18 protein-coding genes are annotated in these 25,446 nt (G+C 70.3%); 12 read left to right on the forward strand and 6 right to left on the reverse strand.

The window, feature by feature from the left end:
• Positions 1–78: 78 nt before the first annotated feature.
• Both ACOZ90_RS08055 and gltS read left to right on the forward strand, forming a co-directional pair.
• On the forward strand, positions 79–1,719 hold the full coding sequence (locus tag ACOZ90_RS08055) for an N-acyl-D-amino-acid deacylase family protein (RefSeq protein ID WP_422893139.1): 1,641 nt from the start codon (positions 79–81) through the stop codon (positions 1,717–1,719).
• 39 nt (positions 1,720–1,758) lie between these two features.
• The gene (gene gltS, locus ACOZ90_RS08060) at positions 1,759–2,955 is read left to right on the forward strand and encodes a sodium/glutamate symporter (RefSeq protein ID WP_422893140.1); all 1,197 of its coding nucleotides are present in this window, start codon (positions 1,759–1,761) and stop codon (positions 2,953–2,955) included.
• Here gltS and ACOZ90_RS08065 read toward each other — a convergent pair.
• The 3 genes from ACOZ90_RS08065 to ggt form a co-directional block, all read right to left on the reverse strand.
• Positions 2,939–4,099 carry a serine hydrolase domain-containing protein gene (locus ACOZ90_RS08065; RefSeq protein ID WP_422893141.1) on the reverse strand — a complete coding sequence of 387 codons (1,161 nt, stop codon included), beginning with the start codon at positions 4,097–4,099 and terminating at the stop codon, positions 2,939–2,941. The two genes, gltS and ACOZ90_RS08065, sit on opposite strands and share 17 nt — an antisense overlap.
• Positions 4,100–4,166: 67 nt before the next feature.
• Complete coding sequence (locus tag ACOZ90_RS08070) at positions 4,167–7,283, reverse strand: TonB-dependent receptor domain-containing protein (RefSeq protein ID WP_422893142.1); 3,117 nt, start codon at positions 7,281–7,283, stop codon at positions 4,167–4,169.
• Between the two features lie 81 nt (positions 7,284–7,364).
• Positions 7,365–9,095, reverse strand: coding sequence for a gamma-glutamyltransferase (gene ggt, locus ACOZ90_RS08075; protein WP_422893143.1), 1,731 nt, complete (start codon positions 9,093–9,095; stop codon positions 7,365–7,367).
• A gap of 293 nt (positions 9,096–9,388) precedes the next feature.
• Here ggt and ACOZ90_RS08080 point away from each other — a divergent pair, with 293 nt between their 5' ends.
• Genes ACOZ90_RS08080 through ACOZ90_RS08090 form a run of 3 tightly spaced genes read left to right on the forward strand, consistent with a single transcriptional unit; the run spans position 9,389 to position 13,273 of the window.
• Positions 9,389–11,098 carry a gamma-glutamyltransferase family protein gene (locus ACOZ90_RS08080; RefSeq protein ID WP_422893144.1) on the forward strand — a complete coding sequence of 570 codons (1,710 nt, stop codon included), beginning with the start codon at positions 9,389–9,391 and terminating at the stop codon, positions 11,096–11,098.
• Positions 11,073–12,311 (forward strand): FAD-dependent oxidoreductase, encoded by a 1,239-nt coding sequence (locus ACOZ90_RS08085; protein WP_422893145.1) that lies wholly within the window; start codon positions 11,073–11,075, stop codon positions 12,309–12,311. Before ACOZ90_RS08080 ends, ACOZ90_RS08085 begins: the two co-directional genes overlap by 26 nt.
• 32 nt (positions 12,312–12,343) lie before the next feature.
• A complete protein-coding gene (locus tag ACOZ90_RS08090) occupies positions 12,344–13,273 on the forward strand; it encodes a LysR family transcriptional regulator (protein WP_422893146.1) in 930 nt (309 codons plus the stop codon).
• Positions 13,274–13,279: 6 nt separating this feature from the next.
• On the opposite strand, the gene rsgA is transcribed toward ACOZ90_RS08090, so the two are convergent.
• Complete coding sequence (rsgA, locus tag ACOZ90_RS08095; RefSeq protein WP_422893147.1) at positions 13,280–14,365, reverse strand: ribosome small subunit-dependent GTPase A; 1,086 nt, start codon at positions 14,363–14,365, stop codon at positions 13,280–13,282.
• 98 nt (positions 14,366–14,463) lie between these two features.
• Between rsgA and ACOZ90_RS08100 the strand changes: the two genes are divergently transcribed.
• From ACOZ90_RS08100 to ACOZ90_RS08110, 3 genes are all read left to right on the forward strand, one after another.
• Complete coding sequence (locus ACOZ90_RS08100; RefSeq protein WP_422893148.1) at positions 14,464–15,714, forward strand: aminotransferase class I/II-fold pyridoxal phosphate-dependent enzyme; 1,251 nt, start codon at positions 14,464–14,466, stop codon at positions 15,712–15,714.
• On the forward strand, positions 15,711–16,346 hold the full coding sequence (locus ACOZ90_RS08105; protein ID WP_422893149.1) for an SGNH/GDSL hydrolase family protein: 636 nt from the start codon (positions 15,711–15,713) through the stop codon (positions 16,344–16,346). Before ACOZ90_RS08100 ends, ACOZ90_RS08105 begins: the two co-directional genes overlap by 4 nt.
• 73 nt (positions 16,347–16,419) lie before the next feature.
• A complete protein-coding gene (locus tag ACOZ90_RS08110) occupies positions 16,420–17,157 on the forward strand; it encodes a methyltransferase domain-containing protein (protein ID WP_422893150.1) in 738 nt (245 codons plus the stop codon).
• A gap of 15 nt (positions 17,158–17,172) precedes the next feature.
• Here the strand turns inward: ACOZ90_RS08110 and ACOZ90_RS08115 are convergent, their stop codons facing one another.
• The gene (locus ACOZ90_RS08115; RefSeq protein WP_422893151.1) at positions 17,173–19,905 is read right to left on the reverse strand and encodes an HAD-IC family P-type ATPase; all 2,733 of its coding nucleotides are present in this window, start codon (positions 19,903–19,905) and stop codon (positions 17,173–17,175) included.
• 164 nt (positions 19,906–20,069) lie between these two features.
• Between ACOZ90_RS08115 and ACOZ90_RS08120 the strand changes: the two genes are divergently transcribed.
• The 3 genes from ACOZ90_RS08120 (at position 20,070) to ACOZ90_RS08130 (ending at position 23,512) form a co-directional block, all read left to right on the forward strand.
• Entirely contained in the window at positions 20,070–20,810 is a 741-nt protein-coding gene (locus ACOZ90_RS08120) for a hypothetical protein (RefSeq protein ID WP_422893152.1), read from the forward strand.
• 75 nt (positions 20,811–20,885) lie between these two features.
• A complete protein-coding gene (locus ACOZ90_RS08125; protein WP_422893153.1) occupies positions 20,886–22,316 on the forward strand; it encodes a bifunctional enoyl-CoA hydratase/phosphate acetyltransferase in 1,431 nt (476 codons plus the stop codon).
• Positions 22,313–23,512: an acetate/propionate family kinase gene (locus ACOZ90_RS08130; RefSeq protein WP_431472838.1), complete on the forward strand. Its 1,200-nt coding sequence runs from the start codon at positions 22,313–22,315 to the stop codon at positions 23,510–23,512. The genes ACOZ90_RS08125 and ACOZ90_RS08130 overlap by 4 nt, the downstream gene beginning before the upstream one ends.
• Positions 23,513–23,619: 107 nt before the next feature.
• Here the strand turns inward: ACOZ90_RS08130 and ACOZ90_RS08135 are convergent, their stop codons facing one another.
• On the reverse strand, positions 23,620–24,447 hold the full coding sequence (locus ACOZ90_RS08135; protein ID WP_422893155.1) for a polysaccharide deacetylase family protein: 828 nt from the start codon (positions 24,445–24,447) through the stop codon (positions 23,620–23,622).
• 56 nt (positions 24,448–24,503) lie between these two features.
• Here ACOZ90_RS08135 and grxD point away from each other — a divergent pair, with 56 nt between their 5' ends.
• Positions 24,504–25,445 carry a Grx4 family monothiol glutaredoxin gene (gene grxD / locus ACOZ90_RS08140; RefSeq protein WP_422893156.1) on the forward strand — a complete coding sequence of 314 codons (942 nt, stop codon included), beginning with the start codon at positions 24,504–24,506 and terminating at the stop codon, positions 25,443–25,445.
• Position 25,446: the final 1 nt, after the last annotated feature.

Below are 25,446 nucleotides of genomic sequence, written 5' to 3' on the forward strand. Positions count from 1 at the left end.
CGATGACAGCGATGAAGATGGGTGGCTCATCGCCCTGGCCCGCCTCTGGCGAGCCCCTCCGGTCAGCGAGGTAGCCGCTTGTCCCGATCCTTCCAGCAGGTGCCGATCACCCGCCTTGCCGGCTGCCTGACGGCCCTGGCGCTGCTTGCGGGCTGCTCCGGCGGCCAGCCCCTGCCCACCGACGCCAGCGCCGACGTCCTGATCATCGGCGGAACCCTGTTCGATGGCGGTGACAGCCCGGCGCGCGAGGCGGACGTGGCCATCGCCGGCGACAGGATCCTCGAAGTGGGCCCCGGCCTGGCCCGTCGCTACCGCGCCACCCGCACCATCGACGCCCGCGGGCTGGTGGTGGCCCCGGGTTTCATCGACCCCCATACCCACCCGTTCAGCCACATCCGCTCCCCCGATCCGCTGATCCGGCGCAACCTGCCGTGGCTGCACCAGGGCGTGAGCACGATTTTCATCGGCATCGATGGCGGCGGGACGCCGGACATCGCCGAACAGCGCGAATGGTTCCAGAGCCACGGCGTGGGCACCAACATTGCCGCCTACGTCGGCCTGGGGCCAGTCAGGCGCCGGGTGCTCGGCAACGATGACCGGGCCCCCGACGCCGACGAGCTGGCGCGGATGCGCGGCATGGTGGCCGATGCGATGTGCCAGGGCGCCATCGGACTGTCCACCGGCCTGTTCTACGCTCCGCAGAGCTTTGCGACCACCGCCGAAGTGGTGGCGCTGGCCGAAGAAGCCGCCTTGCGCGGCGGCGTCTACGACACCCACCAGCGGGACGAATCCAGTTATTCGATCGGCCTGATGGGTTCAATTGAAGAAGCGCTTGAGATCGGCCGCCGCGCCGCGATCCCAGTGCATATCGCCCACATCAAGGCGCTGGGCACGGACGTGCATGGCAGCGCCGGCAGGATTGTCGAACGCATCGGGCGTGCGCGTGCCGAAGGCATCCGCGTGACCGCCGACCAGTATCCGTGGCTGGCCTCTGCCACCGGCATCGAGGCCGCACTGCTGCCGCGCTGGGCCCAGGACGGGGGCCGCCAGGCGCTGTTCACCCGGCTCGACGAGCCGGCCACCGCAAATCGTATCCGCGACGAAATGGAGCAGAACCTGCGCCGCCGCGGCGGCGCCGCCGCAGTGCTGATGATCGGCGAGGGCTGGCCCTGGTCGGGCAGGACGCTCGCGCAGATGGCCGAGGCCTGGGAGCTGCAGCCGGTGGAAGCCGCGCTGCGGATCATCCGCCATGGCGGGCCGGACGCCAGCGGCTCAGCGCGCAAGATCGCTTCGTTCAACATGCACGCCGATGACGTGTCCGAACTGATGCGCCAGCCGTGGGTGCTGACGGCCTCCGACGGCGGCGACGGACATCCACGCCAGTACGCCACCTTTCCGGAAAAGTACGAGCGCTTCGTCGTCGAGGAAGGCGTGATCGACCTGCAGTCCTTCATCCACCGCTCGACCGGCCTGACCGCGGACACCTTCGGCCTGGAGGAGCGCGGGTATCTGCGGGCCGGATACCACGCCGACGTCGTGGTGCTCGATCCCGACCGCTACGCGCCCGCGGCGACCTACGTGGAGCCGGCGGTGCTGTCCAGGGGCGTGGAGTACCTGTTCGTCAACGGGACGGCCATGGTCGACCGCGGCCGGGCGGCGGATGCGCTGCTGCCGGGACGCATACTGCGCCACCAACCGCCTGCAGGTACCTGCGACTGAGCAGGCCGTCCGCCCGACCTTCAACAGGAGTTCCCATCCATGCTGCAACTTGATGCGGTGCAGACGCTCGCCCTTGCGGGCGTCGCGCTGTTCCTGGGCTACGGCCTGTGCCGATGGATACCGGTGCTGGGCAGGTACAACCTGCCGCCGCCGGTGGTCGGCGGCCTGATCTTCGCCATCGCCGTGTGGATCGCCCACACCCGGGACACCACGCTGTTCGTGCTCGACACCAGCCTGCAGACACCGCTGATGATCGCGTTCTTCACCACGATCGGCATGAACGCCAGCCTGCGGCTGCTCAGGATCAGCGGCACCCAGGTGATGATCTTCCTCGGTCTGGCCAGCGGTTTCGCGGTGTTCCAGAACCTGCTGGGCATGGCGGTGGCGGTGGGCTTCGACCTGCACCCGCTGTTCGGGGTGCTGGCCGGATCGACCACGCTCACCGGTGGGCCGGCCACGGGCCTGGCGTTCGCGCCCCTGTTCGAAGAGGCCGGCGTGCCCGGCGCGGAGTCGATCGCCGTGGCCTCGGCGATGGCCGGCATCATGCTGGGCGGGATCGTGGGCGGCCCGGCGATCACCGTGCTGATCCGCCGCTTCAACCTGTCGCCATCGCGCGAACAGGCGCGCCCGGCGGCGCCGGACATCGAAACCGGCGGCCCGGTCCAGACCGAGGCGATCCGCGAGTTCAACGCACTCAAGGCCATCGTGACCCTGCTAATCGCAATGTGGGTGGGCGCCTGGGTGAGCGGCTGGATCTCCGCCACCGGCATCACCCTGCCCGCCTACGTGGGCGCGATGCTGGTGGGCGCGGCGATCCGCAACCTGGACGACCGCACCGGCTGGGTCGGGCTTTCGGTGCCCACCACCGACCTGATCGGCAACGTCTGCCTGGCGCTGTTCCTGGCCGTGGCCCTGATGAACCTCAGGCTCTGGGAGCTGGCCGGGCTGGCGCTGCCGCTGGTGCTGAACCTGGTCCTGCAGGTGGGCGCGGTGGTGGCGTTCTGCATCGTGGTCTACCGGGTCATGGGCCGGGACTACGACGCCGCCATCATGGGCGGCGGCTTCATCGGCTTCATGCTGGGCACCACCGCCAACGCGATGGCGGTGATGCGCGCGCTGGTCGAACGCTACGGCACGGCGCCACGCGCGTTCCTGGTGGCGCCCCTGGTCGGCGCGTTCTTCATCGACTTCACCAACGCGCTGATCATCACCGGGTTCATCAATTTCTGGAGCTGAGCGGGCCGATGAAGTGGGCGTGCAGCGCCTGGTTCACGGCGGCCCGGAGGTCCGGATCCCGCACCCCGTTGGTGATCACGACGAAACCGTACTTGCGGTCCGCATCGAAGAACATCGAGCTGTACAGCCCGTAGGCGGAGCCGGTGTGGCCGACCAGAGTGACGCCGGGGACCAGGCTGTTGTCGGTGCGCAGGCCGAGCCCGTAGCGGGCGCTGTCATCAACCGGCACGGTGGCTGCCTGCATCAGGGCCGCGTGCGCCTGGCTGATGATCCTCACGCCCGCCCACTCGCCCTGGTTCATGTGCATGAGCATGTACGTGGCCAGGTCCGGCGCGGAAATCTTCATGCCGCCGGTGGGCGAGAACATGGGCGCGCTGTAGCCCAGCCGGTAATCGACCAGGCCTTCGCCCAGGGGCGCGTACGCCGCCTCAGAATGCACGAAGCCCTCGCCTTCACGGTAGCGGTAGATCCGGGCGAAGCGATCCGCGTCCAACGCATCCGGCCAGTGCCCGCCGTAGAGTTCCAGCGGCTCGAGCACGTGCTCCTTCACGTACCGGTCGAAGCGCTGCCCCGACGCCTGCTCGATGATCGCACCAACCATGTTGTAGCCCAGGTTTGAGTATTCGTACTGCTCCCCCGGGGCGTACTCCGAATAGCTTTCGCTCCAGCTGTCATTGGCATCGGGGTTGATGATGTCCAGGCTGCCGTACCGCTGGCTGTCTGTGATCGACGAGGTATGGTTGAGCAGCATCCGCAGGGTGATCGCGCGGTCGGGGAAGCCGGGGTTGCGAACCGGGAATCCAAGCAGTCCTCCGACGTCGTCATCCAGCGACAGCCTGTCCTGCTCCACCAGCTGCATCACCGACGTGGCCGCGAACGACTTGGAGATGGACGCAATGCGGAAGACGTCGTCCTCTTGGAGCGGGATGCGCGCCTGCCTGTCCTTCCAGCCCAGGCTTTGGCGATAGACGATTTCGTTGTCCCGCACCACCACCACCGCCAGGCCCACGGCGTCGTGCTCGGCCATGAGCGCGGAGAGCTTTTCCCCGATGTCCGCGGCGACGGTGAAACCCGGCGCGGACAACGCCAGCAAAAACGCCGCGCCCAGGACCAGGGCGCGGCTCGCACGGTTGCTTCTTCTCATGTCACTTCCCCTCGTTGGCCGGTGACGCCGGGCGGCTTGTGCCGCCCGGCATCATGAGCGGCCGGGTTCAGTCGAACGACTTGGTCAGGGTCAGGTAGTAGCCGCGCCCCAGCACGTTGTGCAACCCGGAGTAGAAACCGGTGGCCGTGGTCGACAGCGGCGGATCGCGATCGGTCACGTTGCGTACCGTGAGCCGGATGCGGGAGTCGTCCAGGAAGTTGCCCAGGCCATTGAAGCGACGCTCCACGTACACGTTCGCGGTGGTCCAGCTCGGGATCTGGAAGCGGTTGCCATCGGCATCCAGCGCGCCGCTGGACTCGAACCCCCCCACGTAGCGCACGTGGGTGCCGGTGAGCCAGTCACCCTTGCGCCACGAGAAGTTCGCCGTGGCCCGCCACTCCGGCGATCCGTTGATTCCCAGCAGGTTGCCGGCGCTGCTCAGCCGGAAGCCGTCGTTGATGATGCCTGCCGCCTGCGCGTCCAGGATCATCTGTTCGTCGGGCACCGGGTCCTGGGTGCGTTCGATCAGGCGGGACGCATTGACGCTGTAATTGAAGGTGCCCGCGCGCTCGCTGGGAATCCGGTGGCTCAGGCCGAAGTCAAGGCCGCGGGTGGTGCGTGGCAGCCGGTTGATGTAGCGGTCGTTGACCACGCTGACCGTGCCGACCGGATCCAGGCCGGTGCCCACGAAGTCCTCGATCCGGGTGTCATCGGGATCGTTCCTGACCACGTTCGGGTTGTGGGACCCCTGCATGCGCGCCAGGTAGTCCAGCGCCAGCTGCGCCTGCTCGCCCAGGATGCCGATCACGTCCTGCTGCTCGATCACCCAGTAGTCGGCGGTCAGGGACAGGCGGCCAGCCGCCGCGGGCAGGAAGGTCGGCTGGAACACGAAGCCGACCGAATACGCGTCGGAGGTCTCCGGCTGCAGGTCGCGGTTGCCACTGCGCTCGGCCTGGGTGCTGGATCCACGGCCGCACTGCGACCAGCGTTCGATGCGCCCGGCACGCAGGTCCGCCTCGCACATGTAGTAGTCGGTGCGGGTATTGCTGACCACGGTCCCTTCGGCGTAGAGCTGAAGGATATTGGGCGCCAGGAAGCTTTGCGCCCAGTTGGCCCGCACCATGAAGTCATCGCTGAGGTTCCATGCCAGCGCGACCTTGGGGTTGGACACCCAGCCGAAGTCGGAATAGTTCTCCCAGCGGCCGGCCAGCTGCAGGTCAAGGCTGCGTACCAGCGGAATCCCCATCTGCGGCGATACCAGCGGCAGCGCGAACTCGGCGTAGAACGAGGCCACGTTGCGGTCACCGGAGTTGCTGGCCGCCGGGCTGGCGCCCAGAACATCGCTGGTGATCGCTCCGGTCATCGGGTTGGTATAGGTGATCTCGCCGTTGAAGCGCGGATCGCGCACATCGTTCAGCGTTTCACGACGCCACTCCGCACCAAAGGCAAGACCCACGTCACCGGCGGGCATGCTGAAGATGCTCTCGTTCACGAACCGGGTGTCGATCTGGAACAGGCTCGCAGTGCTGTAGCGAACCACCGGCACGGTGAAGCTGGCAATGGTGTCGGGGTCGCTGGGCGTCGCGTCGAGCCCCGACCAGTCGTTCGGATCGCCGCCGTTGAAGGGGTTGTAGGCGCCTGGATCGGAACGCGCCAGCGCTTCAGCGAACAGGGTGTTGCTGATCGATCCGTGCTGGGTGTCCTCGGTGGTTGCACGCGAATACAGCACCGCGCTTTCCCAGTCGAAATTGCCCAGATAGCCGCGCACGCCGGCCATCACCCGGTAGGAGTCATCGTCCACGGTGTAGGGACGCGAGGTATCGGTGGCGCGATAGCTGGTGATGCGCAGGTCAAGGCCTTCTTCCGGCGCATCGATGCCGGGCAGGCGGTTGGGGTTGAGCGACCCGTCCGGCAGGTACATCGCGCCAAACGGGTTGTAGTAGTTGGAGGCGGGCACGATCATCGGCGCCGAACCCAGCGACGCCGCCTGCTCGCGCATGCTTTCGAACTTGGCCTGGTAGTAACTGAACTCGCCGAAGGCCACGAAGTTGTCGTTGATGTCCTGCTCGATCGTGCCGAACAGGTTGGTCCGGCCCACGCCGCCCAGGATGTTGCGCTGGTGCATCGGGTTGAAACGCCTCGGGCGATCCAGCTCGGTGCTGAACCCACCGGTCTGGATGCACACGTCATCGTTGATCTGCATCAGGCAGCGATGCTCGAGCGGCTGCATGTGGAAGTAGCCGGTGGCACTGGTGAGCAGGTCCCCGTCCATCGAGACCGTCCTGCCGTCGCGGGTCTGGAATGCGGCCCAGGGCGTGGTGGTCAGGCGGTCGTCGAACGCGGTGTGGCCCTCGAACGCCGTTCCCTCCAGCAGATGCCGGTGATCGGCGTTGGCCGTTTGCGGATGTTCACTCGCCGGCACCTCGGACCGGTAGGTATGCCCGCCAAGCAGGGTCACCCGCGTGCGTCCATCGTTGAACCAGCGGCCGGCCTTGAAGTTGAAGTTTCCCCGGCGCAGGTCGATGTTTTCCGAGCCGCCGTACTGGGCCTGCACCTCCAGGCCCTGGAAGTGGGTGTCCATTACCACGTTCAGCACGCCGGCCACCGCGTCGGAGCCGTACAGCGCCGAGGCGCCGCCCATCAGCACCTCCATCTGCCTAACGCCCCACAGCGGGATGGCGTTGATGTTGCCGGTCTGGCGCGGAACCAGGGCCTCGGTCTGGGTGCCCGGATGCGGGACCATGCGCCGGCCGTTGACCAGCAGCAGGGTATTGCCGGTACCCAGGTTGCGCAGGTTGATGGAGCCGATGTCGCCGCGCGCGGCATTGAGGTTGGCTGCCGTGTCGCTGTTGTCGAACATCATGTCGCCCACCTGCGGCAGGCTGCGCAGCAACTCCTCGCCGGAGTCCGCGCCGGTGGCTTCGATCTCCTCCTGGTCCATCACCGCGACCGGGACCATGCCCGCTTCGCTGTTGCCGGCAAAGCGGCTGCCAACCACGACGACCTGGTCGAGTTCGGAAATGCGCCTGGCCGCATCCTGGTCGTCGGCCGACGGCTGGGCAGGGCCGTCCGCCGGAGGCGGAGCCTCAGGGTCGGCTGCCTGCCGGGTCTGCGCCAAAGCCGGGGCGCCGGCAATGATCGCCCCCACGACCGCTGCAAGTACGGTTCTCCGATACGTCTTCATATGTCTTCGCTCCCACGAATCATGTGTTTTCTTGTCGTGACCACGCCAGCGCGCGGTTGTTGTCCAGCGGTCGTGCCGCTGCTACTGCTCAATGACCGCCGCCCCGGGCCTGCGCGGGTCGGCTGCTCCTTCAACCTGGGCAGGCCCGATCAGCAGCATCTGGGTACTGCCGATCGTCTGGCCGGAAGAAATGTCATGGCCGCGGCCTTCAAGCAGCCGCAGCGTGTCCGGACTCAGCCCGCGCTCGACCTGGAGCGTGCCCTTGCCGGACATGTGCTGGTGCACCCGCGGCGCCATCGTGGCTTCGGCGACGTTCATGCCGAAGTCGACCACGTTGATGATCGTCTGCACGACGGTGCCGGGGATGGTGTTGCCGCCGGGACTGCCGGTCACCAGCCAGGGCCGGCCGTCGCGCACCAGCATTGTCGGGGCCATGCTCGAAACCGGTCGCCGCCCGGGCTGCATGGCATTGGGTGGCTCCGGGCGGCCTTCGCGCCGCGCATCCAGCTGCGCGCGCAGGGAGAAGTTGCCGATCAGGTTGCCCAGCAGGAAGCCGGTGCCCTCGATCATCACCCCCGACCCGAAGTCGGCGCCGATCGTATAGGTGTTGCTGACCACGTTGCCGTCGGTATCCACGACCGAGAAGTGGGTGGTTTCAGGCCCTTCATGTGCCCAGGGGTCGCCCGCCTCCACGTCCGCCGCCGGCGTGGCGCGATCCATGCTGATACGGCCCGCACGCCCGGCCGCATAGCCCTTGGCCACCAGCCCGCGCAGCGGCACTTCGAGAAAGCCGGTATCGCCAACGTGGGCCAGCCGGTCACGCCAGGACAGCTTGCTGGCCTCGGCGAACAGGTGCAGCGCGTCGGCCGAACCGGCGCCCATGGACGCCAGGTCGAAGCGCTCGAGCACGTTGAGGGTGCCGACGATACCGGCGCCGCCGCCGCTGGCGGGCGGCATGGTCACCACCTCCACGTCGCGATAGGTGCTGCGCAGCGGGTCCCGCTCGATCGCCCGGTAGGCCGCCAGGTCTTCCTTGCGCAGCAGCCCGCCGTGTTCGCGCATGCCCGCATCCAGACGCTCGGCGATCCGGCCGCGATAGAAGTCGTCCCCGCCATGCTCGGCAATCCGGCGCAGCGTCCAGGCCAGGTCGGATTGCACCAGTCGTTCGCCCGCCCGCAGCGCCTGCCCGTCCGGATGCAGGAAGACTTCGGCCCCGGCCTGGCTGCGGGCAAGCCGCTCCCGGCCCCAATCCAGTGCGAACGCCTCGTCGGCAGTCAGCACGATGCCGTCCTCGGCCATCGCGATCGCGGGTTCCAGCAGCCGTTTCCAGGGCAGGCGGCCATACTTTTCATGAGCCAGCGCAAGGCCTGCCACCGTGCCCGGGACCCCCGCCGCGCGGATGCCCGCCGAATGGCCTTCAAGCTCGCCGTCGTCGCCAACGTAGGCGTCCAGCGTCGCCAGCGCCGGCGCCGCCGAGCGGTAGTCGATCGCCGTGTAGCGATCCTCGTCGGCCAGGTGGAGCAGCATGAACCCGTCGCCGCCGATATTGCCGGCGCGGGGCAGGGTCACCGCCAGCACGAACGCGGTCGCCACCGCGGCGTCGACCGCGTTGCCGCCTTCGCGCAGGATCTGGGCGCCGGCCCGGCTGGCCGCCTCGTTCTGGCTGACCACCATGCCGGCCGTTCCCGACTCCGGCTTGTGGATGGCCTCGTAATTGAGCAGCTGCCGGGTCTGCGCCGGCACCGCGAATGAGAGCGCCAACAGGCAGCCCGCGACGAACACCGCACCTCGGCGGGCCACGCTCCAGACCATGGGTCCCTCCTCCCAGGGGATGCTTGCCAATCACCATGCATAAGCAGGCGGCGCGTGTCCCCCATCAATGCTGAGGCAGCACATGCCTCCAGGTTATGGGCACCCATAACCCACGGTTGTGCCCGTCGGAACCAAAATCACCCCTGCCAGCGGAAGCGCCGCGTTAACCTCGGCACACTCGCTTCCAGCATTCGGAAGCCGCGCCTGTTCCGCTTGCAAGGAGGCGTCCAATCGCCATTCACATTCCGCGCAGGAGGCCTGCGCATACGGCACTCGCCGCAATCTTCGGATCCGTGCTTGCGGCATGCACCACGGTGGTTCCACCGGCCGCAAAGCCCGAGGCCGGAACCACCACGGGCCAGGGCATGGTCAGCAGCGCGCATCCGCTGGCCACGCAGGCCGGGGTGGAAGTACTTGAACGCGGCGGCAGCGCAATCGATGCCGCTATTGCGGTACAGGCCATGCTGGGACTGGTGGAACCGCAGAGCTCGGGGCTCGCCGGTGGCGCGTTCCTGCTCCACTACCGGGCCCGGGACGGAAAGGTCGACGCCTATATCGGGCGCGAACGCTCACCCGCCGCCGCCGATGCTTCGCTGTTCCTGGACTCGTCCGGGAGCCCGCTGCCGCGCTCACAGGCCATGTTGACGGGTGCCGCCACCGGCGTTCCCGGCGTGCTGCCGGCGCTGGAGGCCGCCCACGCGGATCATGGCCGGCTGCCGTGGCAGGGCCTTTTCCAGGCCTCCATGGATACCGCGCGCCGGGGCTTCACCGTCACCCCGCGCATGGCCCGGCACATCAGCGGCGACTTCCCGCAGGCCTCGGCAGCGGACGTCACCGCCCTGTTCTCGCACCCGGACGGCAGGCCGCTGCGCGCCGGTGAGGTGATGCGCAATCCCGCCTATGCAGGCAGTCTGGAACAGGTTGCCGCAAACGGCGCCGCGGCGCTGCAGGCCGGATCGCTGGCCACGGCCATCCTGGAGCGCGTCCGGCAGCCGCCAGGCGCATCGCCGATGCAGGCGGCGGACCTGGCCGGCTACCAGGCGGAAAAGACCGCGCCCCTGTGCAGGGCCATCCGCGCCCACGTGGTCTGCGTACCACCCCCGCCATCGAGCGGCGTGGGACTGCTGCAGCTCCTGCTGCTGCTGGAAAAGTCCGACATCGCCCGGCGCCAGGCCGACGACCCGGTGGCCTGGCTGACCTTCGCCGAGGCCAGCCGGCTGATGTACGCCGATCGCGACCATTACGTCGGTGATCCGGATTTCGTGGAAGTGCCCCTGGACGGCATGCTGGAGCCGGATTACCTGGATCGCCGCGTCAGCCTGATCGGCAACCGCGCCACCCGGGGTGGTTACCGGCCCGGCCAGCCCGCCGGCGCGCCGGCCAACGCGGACGACCACACCACGGAACCTTCCGGCACCAGCCACTTCGTCGTGGTTGACGGATGGGGCAACGCCGTTTCCATGACCACCACGATCGAGTCCTACTTCGGCTCGGGCCGGGTGGTCGGCGGTATGCTGCTCAACAACCAGCTCACCGATTTCTCCTGGCAACCGGGCGGCGCTGCGGCCAACGCACTGGCGCCGGCCAAGCGGCCGCGCTCATCGATGTCGCCGGTGATCGTGCTCGACAGCCAGGGCGGCTTTGCCGGCGCGATCGGTTCACCGGGCGGCAATGCGATCCCGGCCTACGTGGGCAAGGCCCTGCTCGGGTGGCTGTTCTGGAACATGCGGCTGGACGAGGCCATCCAACTGCCCAATCTGGTCGCCCGCGGCGACCGCTTCAACGGCGAGGCGGATGCCTTCGATCCCGCCCTACTCGGCTCGCTGGAGGCGCTGGGCGTCCCTGTACGTTCCGGCAGCGGGGAAGACTCCGGCCTGCACGGCGTGCAGCTGCGCGGCGGCGTCCTTCATGGCGCTGCCGATCCGCGCCGCGAAGGCACCGTATCCACCACCCGAACGTCCGAAAAGAGCAGCCCGAATGGAAACACCCGCCCCGTCCTGTGATGTCACCGTCCTAGGAGCAGGCGTGGTCGGCATGGCCACCGCCTGGGCGGCAGCCCGGCGGGGGCTGTCGGTGGAGATCGTGGATCGCGCGCATGGACCCGCGCTGGGCGCGTCGTTCGCCAACGGAGCCCAGCTCAGTTACGCCTATACCGACGCCATGGCCGGTCCCGGCCTGTGGAAACAGATTCCCGGGCTGCTGGCCGGGAGTGACCCGGCGTTCCGGCTCCGGCTCGCTGGCAACCCGCGGATCTGGCCGTGGGGGCTATCCCTGCTGACCAACGCCACCGGTGCCAGGATGCGGCGCAATACGCTGCGCGCCCTGGCCCTGGCCAAGGTCTCGCAGCAGAGGATGCGGGAGCTGCTGGACAGGCATCCGATCGACTTCCGGCACCACATGGCCGGCAAGCTGCACCTGTATTTCAGCGATGCCGCGCTGCGGGCCGGGGCGGCGATGATTGAACTCAAGCGCCCGCACGGCGTGGAGCAGCAGCTCCTGGATCCGCGCGAGGCCGTCGACATCGAACCGGCGCTGGCCCAGGTAGCCGGGCTCCACGGCGCGGTGCATTCACCGCAGGAAGAGGTCGGCGACCCGTGGCGGTTTGCAGCCGGGCTGCTGGACATCCTGTGCGGCGGGTATCCGGTGCAGACCCGGTTCGGCTTCGACACCGCATCGATTCGGCGCGATGGCCGGGGCTGGCTGCTGCGCTCACGGGAAGGCGATGCGGCCCGGGCCCGGCGGCTGATCGTATGCGCCGGCGTGGACAGCGCCGCCCTGCTGCGGCCCCTGGGCGTCCGCCTGCCACTGATGGCGATCAAGGGCTGTTCGCTCACCGCACCCTGCGGGCCGCGGGCCCCGCTTGCCAGCATTACGGACACCGCACGCAAACTGGTGTTCTGCCGGCTTGGCGACCACATCCGCGTCGCCGGCATGGCGGATATCAACGACTGGGATCCGGCAATTGATCCCGGGCGATTCGAGCAGTTCCTGGCGCTGGCTCGCGAGTCGCTCCCGGAAGCGGCCGATTACACCGCGATCCACGGCCAATGGGCCGGCCTGCGCCCCTCCACCCCGGACTCGGTGCCGATCATTGCCGATGCCGGCGAAGGGCTGACCTGCAACGTTGGCCACGGCATGCTCGGCTGGACCCTTGCCATGGGCAGCGGCGAGCAGGCGGTCGCGCTGGCAATGGGCGAGCATGACGTCCGGCCGTGACAGGACTGAGGCGCATCGCCTAGCCTGTCCCGATGCGCCTTCGCCATATCGAAGTTTTCTACGCCGTCTATACCGCGGGCTCGATCAGCGCCGCTGCACGCTCGCTGCACGTCTCCCAGCCGTCGGTAAGCAAGGTGCTCCAGCATGCCCAGTGCCAGCTGGGGTTCGAGCTGTTTACCCGGGTGCGCGGCCGGCTGGTGGCCACCGACGAAGCGCACGCCCTGTTCGAAGAGGTGAAGGAAATCTTCGACCGCATGGGTTCACTGCGCAAAGCCGTGACCAACATTCGCAACATGGACGGCGGCCACCTGCGCCTGGCCGTGGTTCCCTCGCTCGGGCTACACATTGCCCCGAGCGCCATCGCCCGCTACCGGCAGCGTTTCCCGCAGGTCACCTTCGACGTCCAGACCCTCCACCACGGCGACATCTTCCAGGCCCTCTACGAGCGCGAGTGCGACGTCGCCTTCGCCTACATGCCACCCATGCATCCGCGCATGCAGCGCCGTCGACTGGACAGCGGTGAACTGGTGCTGCTGTTTGACCCGGGCTGCCTGGACAGCCCGGAGGAACGGATACCGGTTTCGCAACTGGCCGGCCATGAGATGGTCGGGCTGGCCAACAGCGGACCGATCAGCGACCTGGTGGATCGCGAACTGGAAGCACAGGGCGTCACGCTCCGCGAAGTGGTGTCCAACCAGACCTATTACCTGGCTGCCGCCCTGACCCGCTGCGGCGCAGGCATGAGCATCATCGACGAGTTCACCGCCCGCGCCAGCGTGGCGGACGGACTCGATTTCCGCCCGCTCGAGCCCGCCATCCGGTTCCAGATCGAATGCGTGTACCTGGAGGATCGTCCTCCATCACACCTGGCCGAAGCGTTCATTGAGGAGTTCCGGACATCCCTCGGCGCGGCGAAGGGCAGGCCCGCCACCAGGCCCCGCGCCCGCCAGGCGCGTCCGTGAACCGGCTCACTGCGTACGTGATCCCCCGTGATTTCTGCCACCGGGCGGCTCACCCGCGCGCCGCTGCCTGAGCGTCCCCCTTGCCGCGGCCACTTCGTCGCGCAGCTTGAGGTAGTTGGCCAGCCGGCCCGGATCCAGTTCGCCGGCCTCCAGTGCGGCCCGGATCGCGCAGCCGGGTTCGCTGTCGTGGCGGCAGTCGCGGAACCGGCAGCGGATGGCCAGCTCCCGGATGTCGTCGAAGACGCCGTCGGCCAGGTCTTCCTCGCCGGTGGGCTTGAGCTCGCGCATGCCGGGGGTGTCGATCAGGCAGGCGCCGGTGGCCAGCGGCACCAGCGAGCGCCAGGTGGTGGTGTGGCGGCCGCGCGAGTCGCGCTCGCGCACCGCGGCGGTCTTCATCCGCTGCTCGCCCAGCAGGGTGTTGGTGAGGGTGGATTTGCCCGCGCCGGAGCTGCCGACCAGGGCGGCGGTCACGCCCGGGCGCAGCCACTGATCCAGCGCGGCGACGCTTTCCGGGTCGCGGGCGTTGACGGCCACCACCGGCACGTCGTGGGCGACCACGTCAGCCAGCACGGCGACGGCGGTCGCGGCATCGACGCCGGGCTGGTCGGCCTTGGTCAGCACCACCACCGGCTGCACGCCGGCGCCGCGCACCAGCAGCAGGTAGCGCTCGATCCGGCGCGGGTTGAAGTCGGCGTCCAGTCCGGTGACCACCAGCACCACGTCGACGTTGGCGGCGATCGGCTGCTGCCGGTAGTGCTCGCCGGCGGCGGCGCGCTTGACCAGGCTGGTGCGCGGCAGCAGGGCGACGATGCGGCTGCCCTCCAGCAGCACCCAGTCGCCGACCGCGGCCCGCTGCTCGGCGGGAAAGCGCGGCCGCTGCCAGTCCGGCAGCGATTCCACCATCGTCCCGCCATCGGGCCCCTCGGCGGCCAGGTAGCCGTTGCGGTGCTGTTCCAGGATCCGCGCCGGGCGCGCGTCCGGATGGGCGGCCAGCGCCGCGGGCCAGCCTTCGGGCAGCGGCTGGCCGGGCGGCGGCCAGCCGATCGCGCGCAGCCCCGCCTGGCCGGCAGTGGCGGCGGGTCCGGGGTTCAAACGGGGGCGGTCGCGGAGCGCATGCGCGGATTCTATCCCCGCTTCCATCGGCGGGCACGCTTGGCCTAGTCTGTGCGGCCCCCATCCCGCGCCCGCCCATGACCGTCCTGCAGACCCGCAACCGCCTGTCCGAAGTCCGCTACGAGATCCGCGGGGCGCTGGCCCGGCGCGCGCGCGAGCTGGAAGCGCAGGGGCGCAGTCTGGTGAAGCTGAACATCGGCAACCCCGGCGCGTTCGGTTTCCGCGCCCCTGCGCACCTGCAGCGCGCGATCACCGGCCACATCCACGATACCGACCCCTACACCCACCAGCAGGGCCTGCCCGCCGCGCGCGAGGCGATCGCCGCCCACCACGCCCGCCGCGGCACCCCGGATGCGGCGCCCGACCGGGCCTTCATCGGCAACGGCGTGAGCGAGCTGATCGACATCTCCCTGCGCGCCCTGCTCAACCCGGGCGACGAGGTGCTGCTGCCCTCGCCCGACTATCCGCTGTGGTCGGCGGCGACCATCCTCAACGACGGCCGGCCGGTGTACTACCGCTGCAGGGCGGAAGACGGCTTCCTGCCCGACCCGGACGAAATCGAGGCGCTGGTATCGGCCCGCACCCGCGCGATCGTGCTGATCAACCCCAACAACCCGACCGGCGCCGCCTACCCGCGGCCGCTGCTGGAGCGCATCGTCGACATCGCCCGCCGCCGCGGGCTGCTGCTGATGGTGGACGAGATCTACGACGGCATCCTCTACGACGGCGCGCGGTTCGAGCCGCTGGCGCCGCTGGCCGGCGACGTGCCCTGCCTGTCGCTGGGCGGACTGTCGAAAGTCCACCGCGCCTGCGGCTGGCGGGTGGGCTGGGCGATGCTGTCCGGGCCGACATCGGCGGTGGGCGAGTTCCAGCACGCCATGGATCTGCTCGGCGCGCTGCGCCTGTGCGCGAACGTGCCCGGCCAGTTCGCCATCCAGGCCGCGCTGGACGGCACCGACACCGTCGCCGCGCTGTGCGCACCGGGCGGCCGCCTGCACGAGGCCCGGCGCGCGGTGATCGAGAGCTGCGCGGCCAGCGAACACCTGTCGCTGGTACCCCCCGACGGCGCGCTGTACGCGTTTCCCGGCGTGTGCGGCCGGGCGGCGCAGGGGTTCGACGACTACGCGTTCGCCATGGAGTTGCTGGAAACCGAGGACGTGCTGGTGGTGCCCGGATCGAGCTTCAACGCGCGCCCGGGCAACCACTTCCGGGTCACCCTGCTGCCCGAGCCGGAGCAGCTGCGGGAGGTGTTCCGGCGCATCGACCGGGTGCTGGCACGGCGCGCGGATGCCGCCCCGAAGCCCTCCACGGCCACTGCAGCGGCATGAGCACGCCGCGCCAACCGCTGCGCTGGCTGGCCCTGGGCGACTCCTACACCGTCGGCGAAGGGGTCGACCCCGCCGGGACGTGGCCGATGCAGCTGGCCCGCGCGCTGCGCGCCGGGGGCATCGCCCTGGCCGACCCGCAGGTGATCGCCACCACCGGCTGGACGACCGACGAGCTGGACGCGGCGATCGACGCCGCCGCCCCGGCTGCCGGCTTCGACCTGTGCAGCCTGCTGATCGGGGTCAACAACCAGTACCGCGGCCGCGGCGTGGACGAGTACCGCGAACAGTTCGCGGCGCTGCTGGAACGCGCGGTCGGCTTTGCCGGCGGGGATCCGGGCCGCACGTTCGTGCTCTCGGTCCCGGACTGGGGAGTGACGCCGTTCGCGGCCGGCTCCGGGCGCGACGTGGCGGTGATCGCGCGCGAGCTGGACGCCTTCAACAGCGTTGCCGCGCGGCTGTGCGGGGAGCGCGGTGTGGCGTTCGTCGACATCACCCCGGTCAGCCGTGCCCGCGGCGGCAAGCCCGGGATGCTCGCAGAAGACGGCCTGCACCCGTCCGCGGCCATGTACGCCGAGTGGGCCGCGCTGGCCTTGCCGGTTGTACGGCGCCTGCTCCCGCACCCGCGGCGATAGCCCCGGCCGCGCGCGGTTTGACGCCCGATACGGGCGTGTTAGCTTGTCCGCCGTCCCGCCACCGGTACGCCGGATGCACCCTGCCCCCGCCCACAGCCTGCCCGACGTCGACGCCCTCTCGTCGCTGCGACCGCTGGACGGTGCCCGCAGCCGCAGGATCGCGCGGGCGTTTGCCCCGCGCAATGTGCTGGGCAACCGCCACGACTTCTTCTACACCCTGGTCAAGCTGCGCACCGATCCGCTCTATCCCGGCGTGCTGGCGGCGCTGCGCGGCACCCGCGCGCCGGTGCTCGACCTGGGCTGCGGGCTGGGACTGCTGGCGCACGCGCTGCGCCAGGACGGCCAGGCGATGGCCTACCGCGGCGTGGACATCGACGCCGACAAGATCTCGCGCGGCGCCCGGGTGGCGGCCGATATCGGCCTGCGCGACGTGCGCCTGGAGGTGATGGACGTGGGCGTGGAAACGCCCGACCACTCCGGCAGCGTCACCATCCTGGACATGCTGCAGTTCCTGCAGCCGGCCGAGCAGCATGCGCTGCTGGTCAAGGTGGCGGCGATGATCGCCCCGCGCGGCCGGCTGGTGATCCGCACCGGCCTGCAGGACGACAGCGGGCGCAGCCGCACCAGCCGCCTGAGCGACCGCTTCGCCAACGTGGTCGGCTGGATGCAGGAACGCCCGCGCAGCTATCCCACCGCCGACGGGCTGCGCCGCAGCCTGGAAGGCGCCGGCCTGCAGGTCTCGCTGGCCCCGCTGTACGGCAGCACGCCGTTCAACAACTGGCTGCTGGTCGCCACCCCGGCCCTGCCGTAGGCCGGCGCACGCTGCTCAGCGGCGCAGCTCCTGGAACACGTCCAGCCTGCGCAGCACCACCTTCTCCACTTCCAGCACCACCATCACCGCCAGGCCCACCCCGGCGGCCAGCAGCACGTCGCCCAGGCCCACCCCGCGGCTGCCGAACAGCGCCTGCATCTGCGGCAGCCAGTTGAACGCCGCCTGCGCCAGCACCACCACCGCGATCGCGCCCAGCACCGCCGGCGTGCCCATCGCGCCGCGCAGGCTGAACGAGCTGCGGTGCAGGTAGCGCACGTTGAACAGGTAGAAGGTCTCCATCGCCACGATCGCGTTGACCACCATGGTTCGCGCCGTCTCCACGTCGTCGCCGCGGCCGATGGAATGGAAGAACACGCCCAGCGCCGCGGCGCCGACCAGCAGCGAGACGAACAGCACCCGCCACAGCAGGAACGGCGACAGCAGCGCCGCGTCGCGGGCACGCGGGCGCCGCGCCATCACCCCCGGTTCGGCCGGCTCGAACGCCAGCACCAGTCCCAGGGTCACGGTCAGGATCAGGTTGATCCACAGGATCTGCACCGCGGTCATCGGCATGGTGAAGCCGAACAGGATCGCCGCCGCCACCGCCAGCACCTCGCCGCCGTTGCTGGGTATCGTCCACGACACCACCTTGCGGATGTTGTCGTACACCACCCGGCCCTCGCGCACCGCGGCCACGATCGAGGCGAAGTTGTCGTCCAGCAGCACCATCTGCGATGCCTCCCTGGCCGCCTCGGTGCCCTGCCGGCCCATCGCCACGCCCACGTCGGCCTGCTTGAGCGCGGGCGCGTCGTTGACTCCGTCGCCGGTCATCGCCACCACCGCACCGCGGGCCTGCAGCGCGCGCACGATGCGCAGCTTGTGCTCGGGACTGGCGCGGGCGAACACGTCGGTTCCCTCCACCACTTCGCCCAGGCGCGCCTCGTCCATCGCCTCCAGCTCCGCACCGGTGACCACCCGCGGCGCATCCGCCAGGCCAAGCTGGCGGGCGATCGCCGCGGCGGTGGCGCCGTGGTCGCCGGTGATCATCTTCACCGCGATCCCCGCGCTGCGGCACTCGGCGATTGCCGCCATCGCCTCCTCGCGCGGCGGATCGATGAAGCCGACCAGGCCCTCCAGCACCAGCCTGCCCGCGAAGTCCGCCTCGGACAGCTCGGCGGCGTCATCGGCCATCCGCATGCTGGCAAAGCCGAGCACGCGCTCGCCCTCGGCGGCGCTGCGGGCGATCGCCGCCTCCCAGCGGGCCGCGTCGAGCGGCACCATCCCGGCGCCGTCGCGCTGCCCGCCGCACAGCGCCAGGATCCGCTCCGGCGCACCCTTGACGTACACCACCCGGCCGCCATCGGGCGCCTGGTTGAGGGTGGCCATGTAGCGGTGGCGGGCGTCGAAGGGAATCCCGTTGATCCGCCGCCAGCGGTCGCGCCCGGCCCCGCCATCGATCCCTGCCCTGGCCGCCAGCGCCAGCAGCGCACCCTCCATCGGATCACCGTCCACTGTCCACGCGCCGGCCTCGTCCCGGCGCAGCTGCGCGTCGTTGCACAGCACCGCGCCGGCCAGCAGCGGCGCGGCGGCGGCGGCCGCATCGGCCTGCGTGTCGCCCACCACCGACAGCGTTCCCCCGGACGCGTAGCCGGCCCCGTCCGCCAGCAGCTCGTGGCCGGGCACGAACAGCCGCCGCACGGTCATCTCGTTGCGGGTCAGGGTGCCGGTCTTGTCCGAACAGATCACCGAGGTCGCGCCCAGCGTCTCCACCGCCGGCAGCCGCCGCACCGCGGCGTTGCGCGTGGCCATGCGCTGCACCCCGATCGCCAGGGTGATGGTGATCACCGCCGGCAGGCCTTCGGGCACCACGCCCACCGCCATCGCCACCACCGCGATCAGCGCCTCGTCCCAGGCGTAACTGCGCACCAGCACCGCGAACGCGAACAGTCCGGCGGCGGCCGCGATCGCGACCCAGGTGAAGCGCCGGCCGAATTCGTTGATCTGGCGCAGCAGCGGCGTGGTCAGGGTTTCGACCCCGCCAACCAGGCTGCTGATCCGGCCGATCTCGGTATCGCTGCCGGTCGCCACCACCACGCCGGCACCCTGCCCGGCGGCCACCAGGGTGCCGGAATAGGCCATGCAGGCGCGGTCGCCCAGCGCAGCGTCCGCGGCCACCGGCCGATCCAGCTTTTCCGCCGCCACCGACTCGCCGGTCAGCGCCGCCTCATCGACCAGCAGCGCGCTGGCCTGGATCAGGCGCAGGTCGGCCGGCACCCGGTCGCCGGCCTCCAGCAGCACGATGTCGCCGGGCACCAGCGTTTCCACCGCCACGGCCATGCGCTCGCCGCCGCGCAGCACCGGTGCCTGGGGCGAAATCATGTCGCGGATCGCATCCAGCGCGCGCTCGGCCTTGCCCTCCTGGGCGTAGCCGACGATGGCGTTGACCATCACTACCGCCAGGATCACCGCGGCGTCGACCAGATGGCCGAGGATCCCGGCCGCCACCGCCGCCGCCAGCAGGAACCAGATCAGGACATTGTTGAACTGGGCCGCCAGGCGCAGCAGCGGGTGCCGGCCACGCTGTTCGGGCAGCCGGTTTGGGCCGTGTTCGCGCAGGCGCCGCGCGGCCTCCCCGCCATCCAGCCCGGCGCGCGTGGCGCGCAGTGCGCCCAGCGCCTCGTCGGCGCCGCGGGCGTGCCAGGGGGATGCGGGGAACGGCGGCTTCGGCGCGGGATCGGCTGCGGACATGGGAAGGAAACTATAACCCCGGCAGATTGCCGCTTGACCGGCACCAGGGCGGCCACCGGCGCATGCGCAAACCTGCAGGCTGCTTGCAGTAGGATCGGATGGGCGGGCTGGCGAACGCCGGCACGCCGTGGTTCCAGGCGCTCCCATGACGCGAGGACAGACCGATGACCGATGCCAGCAATCTCCCCCTGGCCCTGTACAAGGCCAATCTCGAACTGTGGCTGCAGCTTGGCCAGCTGCTCAAGGACAACCGCGAACAGTGGATGGGCCTGCTGACCCAGGAGCTGGAGCAGCGCATGTCCGACGCCAGGCACGCCCCCGCCCCGGGCGGAAGTGACTGGCCCTCAATGACAATGCTGCCCGGCAGCGAACTGTGGCGCATCGCCGAACAGCAGGTCTCCGACGTGCAGGCGCTGGCGCAGACCGCCAGCGGCAACCAGATGACCTTCGTCAACGGCTTCCAGCAGGCGCTGGACGAGTGGCGGCAGGCCACCGCCGCGGCGTTCGGCGAGGCCGCGGGCGAGGTTGAGCTTCCGGCCCAGCCCTTCCAGTCACTGCACGACACCTTCGAGCAGCTGTCGAACGCGCTGCTGTCGGGCATGACCGCGCTGGCGCCGACGGCGGCGCCGGCCGGATCCGCCGGCACCGGCGCACGGCAGCCGGCGGCACACCCGGAGGCGCCCGTGCGCAAGGCGACGAAGGCCGCCAAACGGCCCGCCCGCAAGGCCGCGCGCAAGGCGGCACCCAGGGCCGCAGGCCCCGCCACGAAGAAAGCCGTGAAGAAGGCCACCAGAGCGCCGGTTCGCAAGGCCGCGAAGAAAGCCGCGAAAAAGACCGCCCGCAAGGTGGCGAAGAAGGCGCCGAAGAAGGCCGCCAAGCGCGCCGCACGCAAGACCGCCCGCTGAGCCGTTCCCGGGCCGCGGCGCCCTCTCCGGCGCCGCGGCCTTTTTTGCCCGCCCCACCCACCTCAAGGATCCGCCATGCAGGATGGCAAGCACCCCCAGCCGCCGCCGGCCCTGCCGCCGCTGCGCAACCGCACCTTCGACGAGATCGCCGTGGGCGACTGCGCCAGCCTCCAGCGCACCCTGACCGCCGAGGACATCCAACTGTTCGCGGTGATGTCGGGCGACGTCAACCCGACCCACGTGGATCACGAGTTCGCCGCGTCCTCGAACATGAGCGGCGTGATCGCCCACGGCATGTGGGGCGCGGCGCTGATCTCGGCGCTGCTGGGCACGCGCCTACCCGGGCCCGGCACGCTGTACGTGGGCCAGACCCTGAAGTTCCGCGCCCCGGTGCGCATTGGCGACACCCTGGATGTCACCGTCACGGTCACCGCCCGCGACCCGTCCAGCCACCGCCTGACCCTGCACTGCACCTGCGTCAACCAGGACGGCGACACCGTGATCGAAGGCGATGCGGAAGTGGTCGCGCCGACCGAGCGGATCGAACGCGACCGCGCCAGCCTGCCCGAAGTCCGGCTGTCGGCCGGCAACAACGGCACCCGCCGCCTGCTCGACCACGTCAGTCCGCTGGGTCCGGTGCGCATGGCGGTGGTGCACCCGTGCAATGCGCTGAGCCTGTCCGGGGCCATGGACGCGCGCGAGGCGGGGCTGATCGAGCCGGTGCTGGTGGGCCCGCGGGCGCGGATCGAGGCGGCCGCGGAGGAAGCGGGGCTGGATCTGTCCGGCGTTGAAATCGAGGACGCCGCGCACAGCCACGCCGCCGGCGCGCGCGCCGCGCAGATGGCGGCCGCGGGCGAGGTCGAGGCGCTGATGAAGGGCAGCCTGCACACCGACGAGCTGCTGGCGGCGATCCTGCCTTCGGCCGCCGGCCTGCGCACCAAGCGCCGGGTCAGCCACTGCTTCCTGATGCAGACCCCGGCCTACCCGCGCCCCTTCATCATCACCGACGCGGCGATCAACATCGCGCCGACACTGGAGGACAAGGCCGACATCATCCGCAACGCCATCGGCCTGGCCCACGCGATCGGCGTCAGCCAGCCGCGGGTGGCGATCCTGGCCGCGGTGGAAACGGTCAACCCGCGCATGCCGGCCACGCTCGACGCCGCCGCGCTGTGCAAGATGGCCGACCGCGGCCAGATCAGCGGCGGCATCCTCGACGGCCCGCTGGCCTTCGACAACGCGGTGTCCGCAGCCGCGGCGCGGATCAAGGGCATCGAGTCGGACGTGGCCGGCATGGCCGACGTGCTGGTGGTGCCGGATCTTGAAAGCGGCAACATGCTGGCCAAGCAGCTGGAATACATGGGCGACGCGGTCAGCGCCGGGATCGTGCTGGGGGCGAAGGTGCCGGTGGTGCTGACCAGCCGCGCCGACCCGCGCGAATCGCGCCTGGCCGCATGCGCCATCGCCACCCTGCTCGCCCACCGCTACCGGACGACACCGCCGTGACCGGCCGTCCACAGGGCCTGGTGCTGGTGCTCAACTGCGGCTCGTCGAGCATCAAGTTCGCCCTGTTCGACGCCGCCACCGATCCGCTGCCGCGCACCCCGGCCTGGAACGGAAAAGTCCAGGGCATCGGCGGGCCGACGCCGGACTTCGGCGAGACCGGCGTGGAGCCGCATCCGGTCGAGCTGGATCGCGCGCACCCCTACCGCGCCGCCCTGGGCGTGATCCGCGAACGGGTGCTGGCCCGGCTGGACGGCCGCCGCATCGTGGCCGTCGCCCACCGGGTGGTGCACGGGGGCAGCAAGTATTTCGAACCGGTGCTGGTGGACGCGTCAGTCCTGGCCGACCTGAAGACCTACGTGCCGCTGGCGCCGCTGCACCAGCCGTTTGCGCTGGAGGCGATCGAAGCGCTGCTGGAGCTGTCGCCGGAGCTGCCGCAGGTGGCCTGCTTCGACACCGGCTTCCACCACACCATTCCCGACCTTGAGCAGATCCTGCCGCTGCCCTGGGATGCGTGGGAACGCGGGCTGCGGCGCTACGGCTTCCACGGGCTGTCGTATGACTACATGTCGGTGGCGCTGCCCGAGCGCCACGGCGACATCGCGCGCGGGCGGGTGATCGCCGCCCACCTGGGCAGCGGCGCCAGCCTGTGCGCAATGCGCGAGCTGCGCAGCGTCGGCACCACGATGGGCTTCTCCTCGCTGGACGGGCTGATGATGGGCACGCGCACCGGCGCGCTGGATCCGGGCGCGGTGCTGTACCTGATGGAGATCGAGAAGCTGTCGCTGGAAGAGGTGGGCCAGGTGCTCTACCACCGCTCGGGGCTGCTCGGGGTGTCGGGCATTTCATCCGAACCGCGGGTGATCGTGCGCCACGAGGACGACCCGGGCGAAACCGGCGAGCGCGCGCGCATGGCGCTGGCCCTGTACGTGCGCCGCTGCGTGCGCGAGATCGCCTCGCTCACGGCGGTGCTGGGCGGGCTGGACATGCTGGTGTTCACCGCCGGCGTCGGCGAGCACAACGCCTTCATCCGCGAGCGCATCTGCGACGGCCTGGCATTCCTGGGGGTGGAGCTGGACGCGCAGGCCAACGAGGCCCACGCCGCGACCATCTCATCGGACGCCAGCCGCGTGCGCGTGGCCATCGAGCCCACCAACGAGGAGTGGATTGCCGCCCGCCACGCACAGGCGCTGCTGTAGGGGTTTGCGCGGGCGGGTCGGCGGGGTAGCCCTTGGCGGGACACGCCGTGAATACGTCCATGTAGGCTTGTCGGCGACGTCCATGTCGCCGACAGTCCCGCCAAAGGCTACCCCGCCGACCCCTCAGCCCTTGTCCTGGCCGTTAACAGCGGCGTCGTTCCGTCAGGAACTACTGGCACGTAGCCGGCGGCACGCAGGCGTTCCAGCAACAGACCGACCATCTCCACACTGCGCCCATGGGGTGCGCCTTCGTGCATGAGGATGATCGCGCCGGGGGCGAGGTCGCGCTCGACGTCGGCCACCACCCGTGCGGGGTCGTCGCGCACGGCGTCGAAGCCGCGGGCGCTCCAGGCCACCCGCGCCAGGCCGTGGCGTTTGAGCGGCGCGGCGACGAACGGATTGGTCATGCCGACCACGGAGCGGAACCAGCGCGGCGGCCTGCCCGTCAGATCCGTCAGCGTGCGCTGCGCGTCGCCCACCTCGCGCGCCATCCGCCGCGGCCCCAGCGCCCAGAACCAGGCCTGCGGATGGGTGTGGCTGTGGTTGCCAATGCCGTGGCCGCGACGGGCGATTTCGGCCACCAGCTCCGGGCGCGCCGCGGCGCGCTCGCCGACCAGGAAAAACGTGGCTTTTGCGCCATGTGCATCAAGCAGGTCGAGGATGGGCAGGGTGTCGTCGGAAGGGCCGTCGTCGATCGTCAGCCACACCGCCGGCTCGCCGGCCGGCAGCCGCGCGAGCACCGGCGCATACAGCCGCGCCCGCGGCATCAGGGTGGCGGCCACGAACGGCAGGTGGCTGAGCATCAGCAGCGGCAGGCCCGCCTGCCAGCCCCATGCCCACCAGGCCAGGGCCACCAGCAGCTGCGAAGGCAGGAACAGCGCCAGCCAGGCGTGCGGCCGGCGCGGCGCGCGATGCAGTGTTCCCCCTTCGCTCATGCGGCGATTCTGCCACGGGCGTAAAATGAGCGGTTCCCCGCCGGAGAACTGCTGCCATGAGCCTCGACCCCGCCCTGCGCGCCCGCATCGACACCCTGCTCAACGACAACCGGGTGGTGCTGTTCATGAAGGGCCAGCCGCAAATGCCGCAGTGCGGCTTCTCGGCCAAGGCCTCCGGCGTGCTCAACGGCCTGGGGATCGAATACGCCCACGTGGACGTGCTGTCGGATCCGGAAATCCGCGAGGGCATCAAGGCCTACGGCGACTGGCCGACCATCCCCCAGCTGTACATCGGCGGCGAGCTGGTGGGCGGCAGCGACATCATCGAGGAGATGGCCAACAGCGGCGAGCTGAACGAGGCCCTGGGCCTGCCGCCGGTCGACCGCACCCCGCCGTCCAACGTCACCGTGACCCCGGCCGCGGCGGAGATGCTGCGCAAGGCGCTGGCCGATTCCGGCGAGGGCAACGCGCTGGCGCTGTCGATCGACGGCAATTTCCGCCCCAACTTCCAGATCGCCGCGGCCAGCGCCAACGCCATCGCGGTGGAGACCGAGGGCCTGCGCATCCAGTTCGACCCGGCCAGCGCACGCCGCGCCGACGGCATCACCATCGACTGGGTCGACGACATGCGCGGCAAGGGCCTGGCCATCGACAACCCCAACGCGCCCCGGCCCGGCCCGCAGGTGCCCCGGCTGTCCGCGGCCGAGGCCGATGCGCGCGTGCGCGCCGGCACCCTGACCCTGGTGGACGTGCGCCGTGCGGAAGAGCGCGCCCACGCCTCGGTCAACGTCCCGCACGAAACCCTGGAAGGCGACTCCCGCGCGCGCCTGGAAGCGCTGCCGAAGGACACCCCGCTGGCCTTCCTGTGCCACACCGGCCAGAGCAGCCTGCAGGGCGCCGCGCACTTCATCGCGCTCGGCTTCACCGACGTGTCCAACGTGGAAGGCGGCATCGAAGCCTGGGCCACCACCGTGGACACCTCGATCGCGCGCTACTGAG

It is taken from the genome of Luteimonas dalianensis (assembly GCF_049339425.1).
Lineage (GTDB): Bacteria > Pseudomonadota > Gammaproteobacteria > Xanthomonadales > Xanthomonadaceae > Luteimonas > Luteimonas dalianensis.

What these genes read in the sequence shown, in the direction of transcription:
- ACOZ90_RS08125 (WP_422893153.1), top strand. Translation starts at nt 20,886, where the DNA reads ATGCAGGATGGCAAGCACCCCCAGCCGCCGCCGGCCCTGCCGCCGCTG.
- ACOZ90_RS08090 (WP_422893146.1), top strand. Translation starts at nt 12,344, where the DNA reads ATGCGCCTTCGCCATATCGAAGTTTTCTACGCCGTCTATACCGCGGGC.
- ACOZ90_RS08085 (WP_422893145.1), top strand. Translation starts at nt 11,073, where the DNA reads ATGGAAACACCCGCCCCGTCCTGTGATGTCACCGTCCTAGGAGCAGGC.
- ACOZ90_RS08115 (WP_422893151.1), bottom strand. Translation starts at nt 19,905, where the DNA reads ATGTCCGCAGCCGATCCCGCGCCGAAGCCGCCGTTCCCCGCATCCCCC.
- ACOZ90_RS08120 (WP_422893152.1), top strand. Translation starts at nt 20,070, where the DNA reads ATGACCGATGCCAGCAATCTCCCCCTGGCCCTGTACAAGGCCAATCTC.
- ggt (WP_422893143.1), bottom strand. Translation starts at nt 9,095, where the DNA reads ATGGTCTGGAGCGTGGCCCGCCGAGGTGCGGTGTTCGTCGCGGGCTGC.
- ACOZ90_RS08105 (WP_422893149.1), top strand. Translation starts at nt 15,711, where the DNA reads ATGAGCACGCCGCGCCAACCGCTGCGCTGGCTGGCCCTGGGCGACTCC.
- ACOZ90_RS08070 (WP_422893142.1), bottom strand. Translation starts at nt 7,283, where the DNA reads ATGAAGACGTATCGGAGAACCGTACTTGCAGCGGTCGTGGGGGCGATC.
- ACOZ90_RS08110 (WP_422893150.1), top strand. Translation starts at nt 16,420, where the DNA reads ATGCACCCTGCCCCCGCCCACAGCCTGCCCGACGTCGACGCCCTCTCG.
- ACOZ90_RS08100 (WP_422893148.1), top strand. Translation starts at nt 14,464, where the DNA reads ATGACCGTCCTGCAGACCCGCAACCGCCTGTCCGAAGTCCGCTACGAG.
- ACOZ90_RS08065 (WP_422893141.1), bottom strand. Translation starts at nt 4,099, where the DNA reads ATGAGAAGAAGCAACCGTGCGAGCCGCGCCCTGGTCCTGGGCGCGGCG.
- ACOZ90_RS08135 (WP_422893155.1), bottom strand. Translation starts at nt 24,447, where the DNA reads ATGAGCGAAGGGGGAACACTGCATCGCGCGCCGCGCCGGCCGCACGCC.
- gltS (WP_422893140.1), top strand. Translation starts at nt 1,759, where the DNA reads ATGCTGCAACTTGATGCGGTGCAGACGCTCGCCCTTGCGGGCGTCGCG.
- grxD (WP_422893156.1), top strand. Translation starts at nt 24,504, where the DNA reads ATGAGCCTCGACCCCGCCCTGCGCGCCCGCATCGACACCCTGCTCAAC.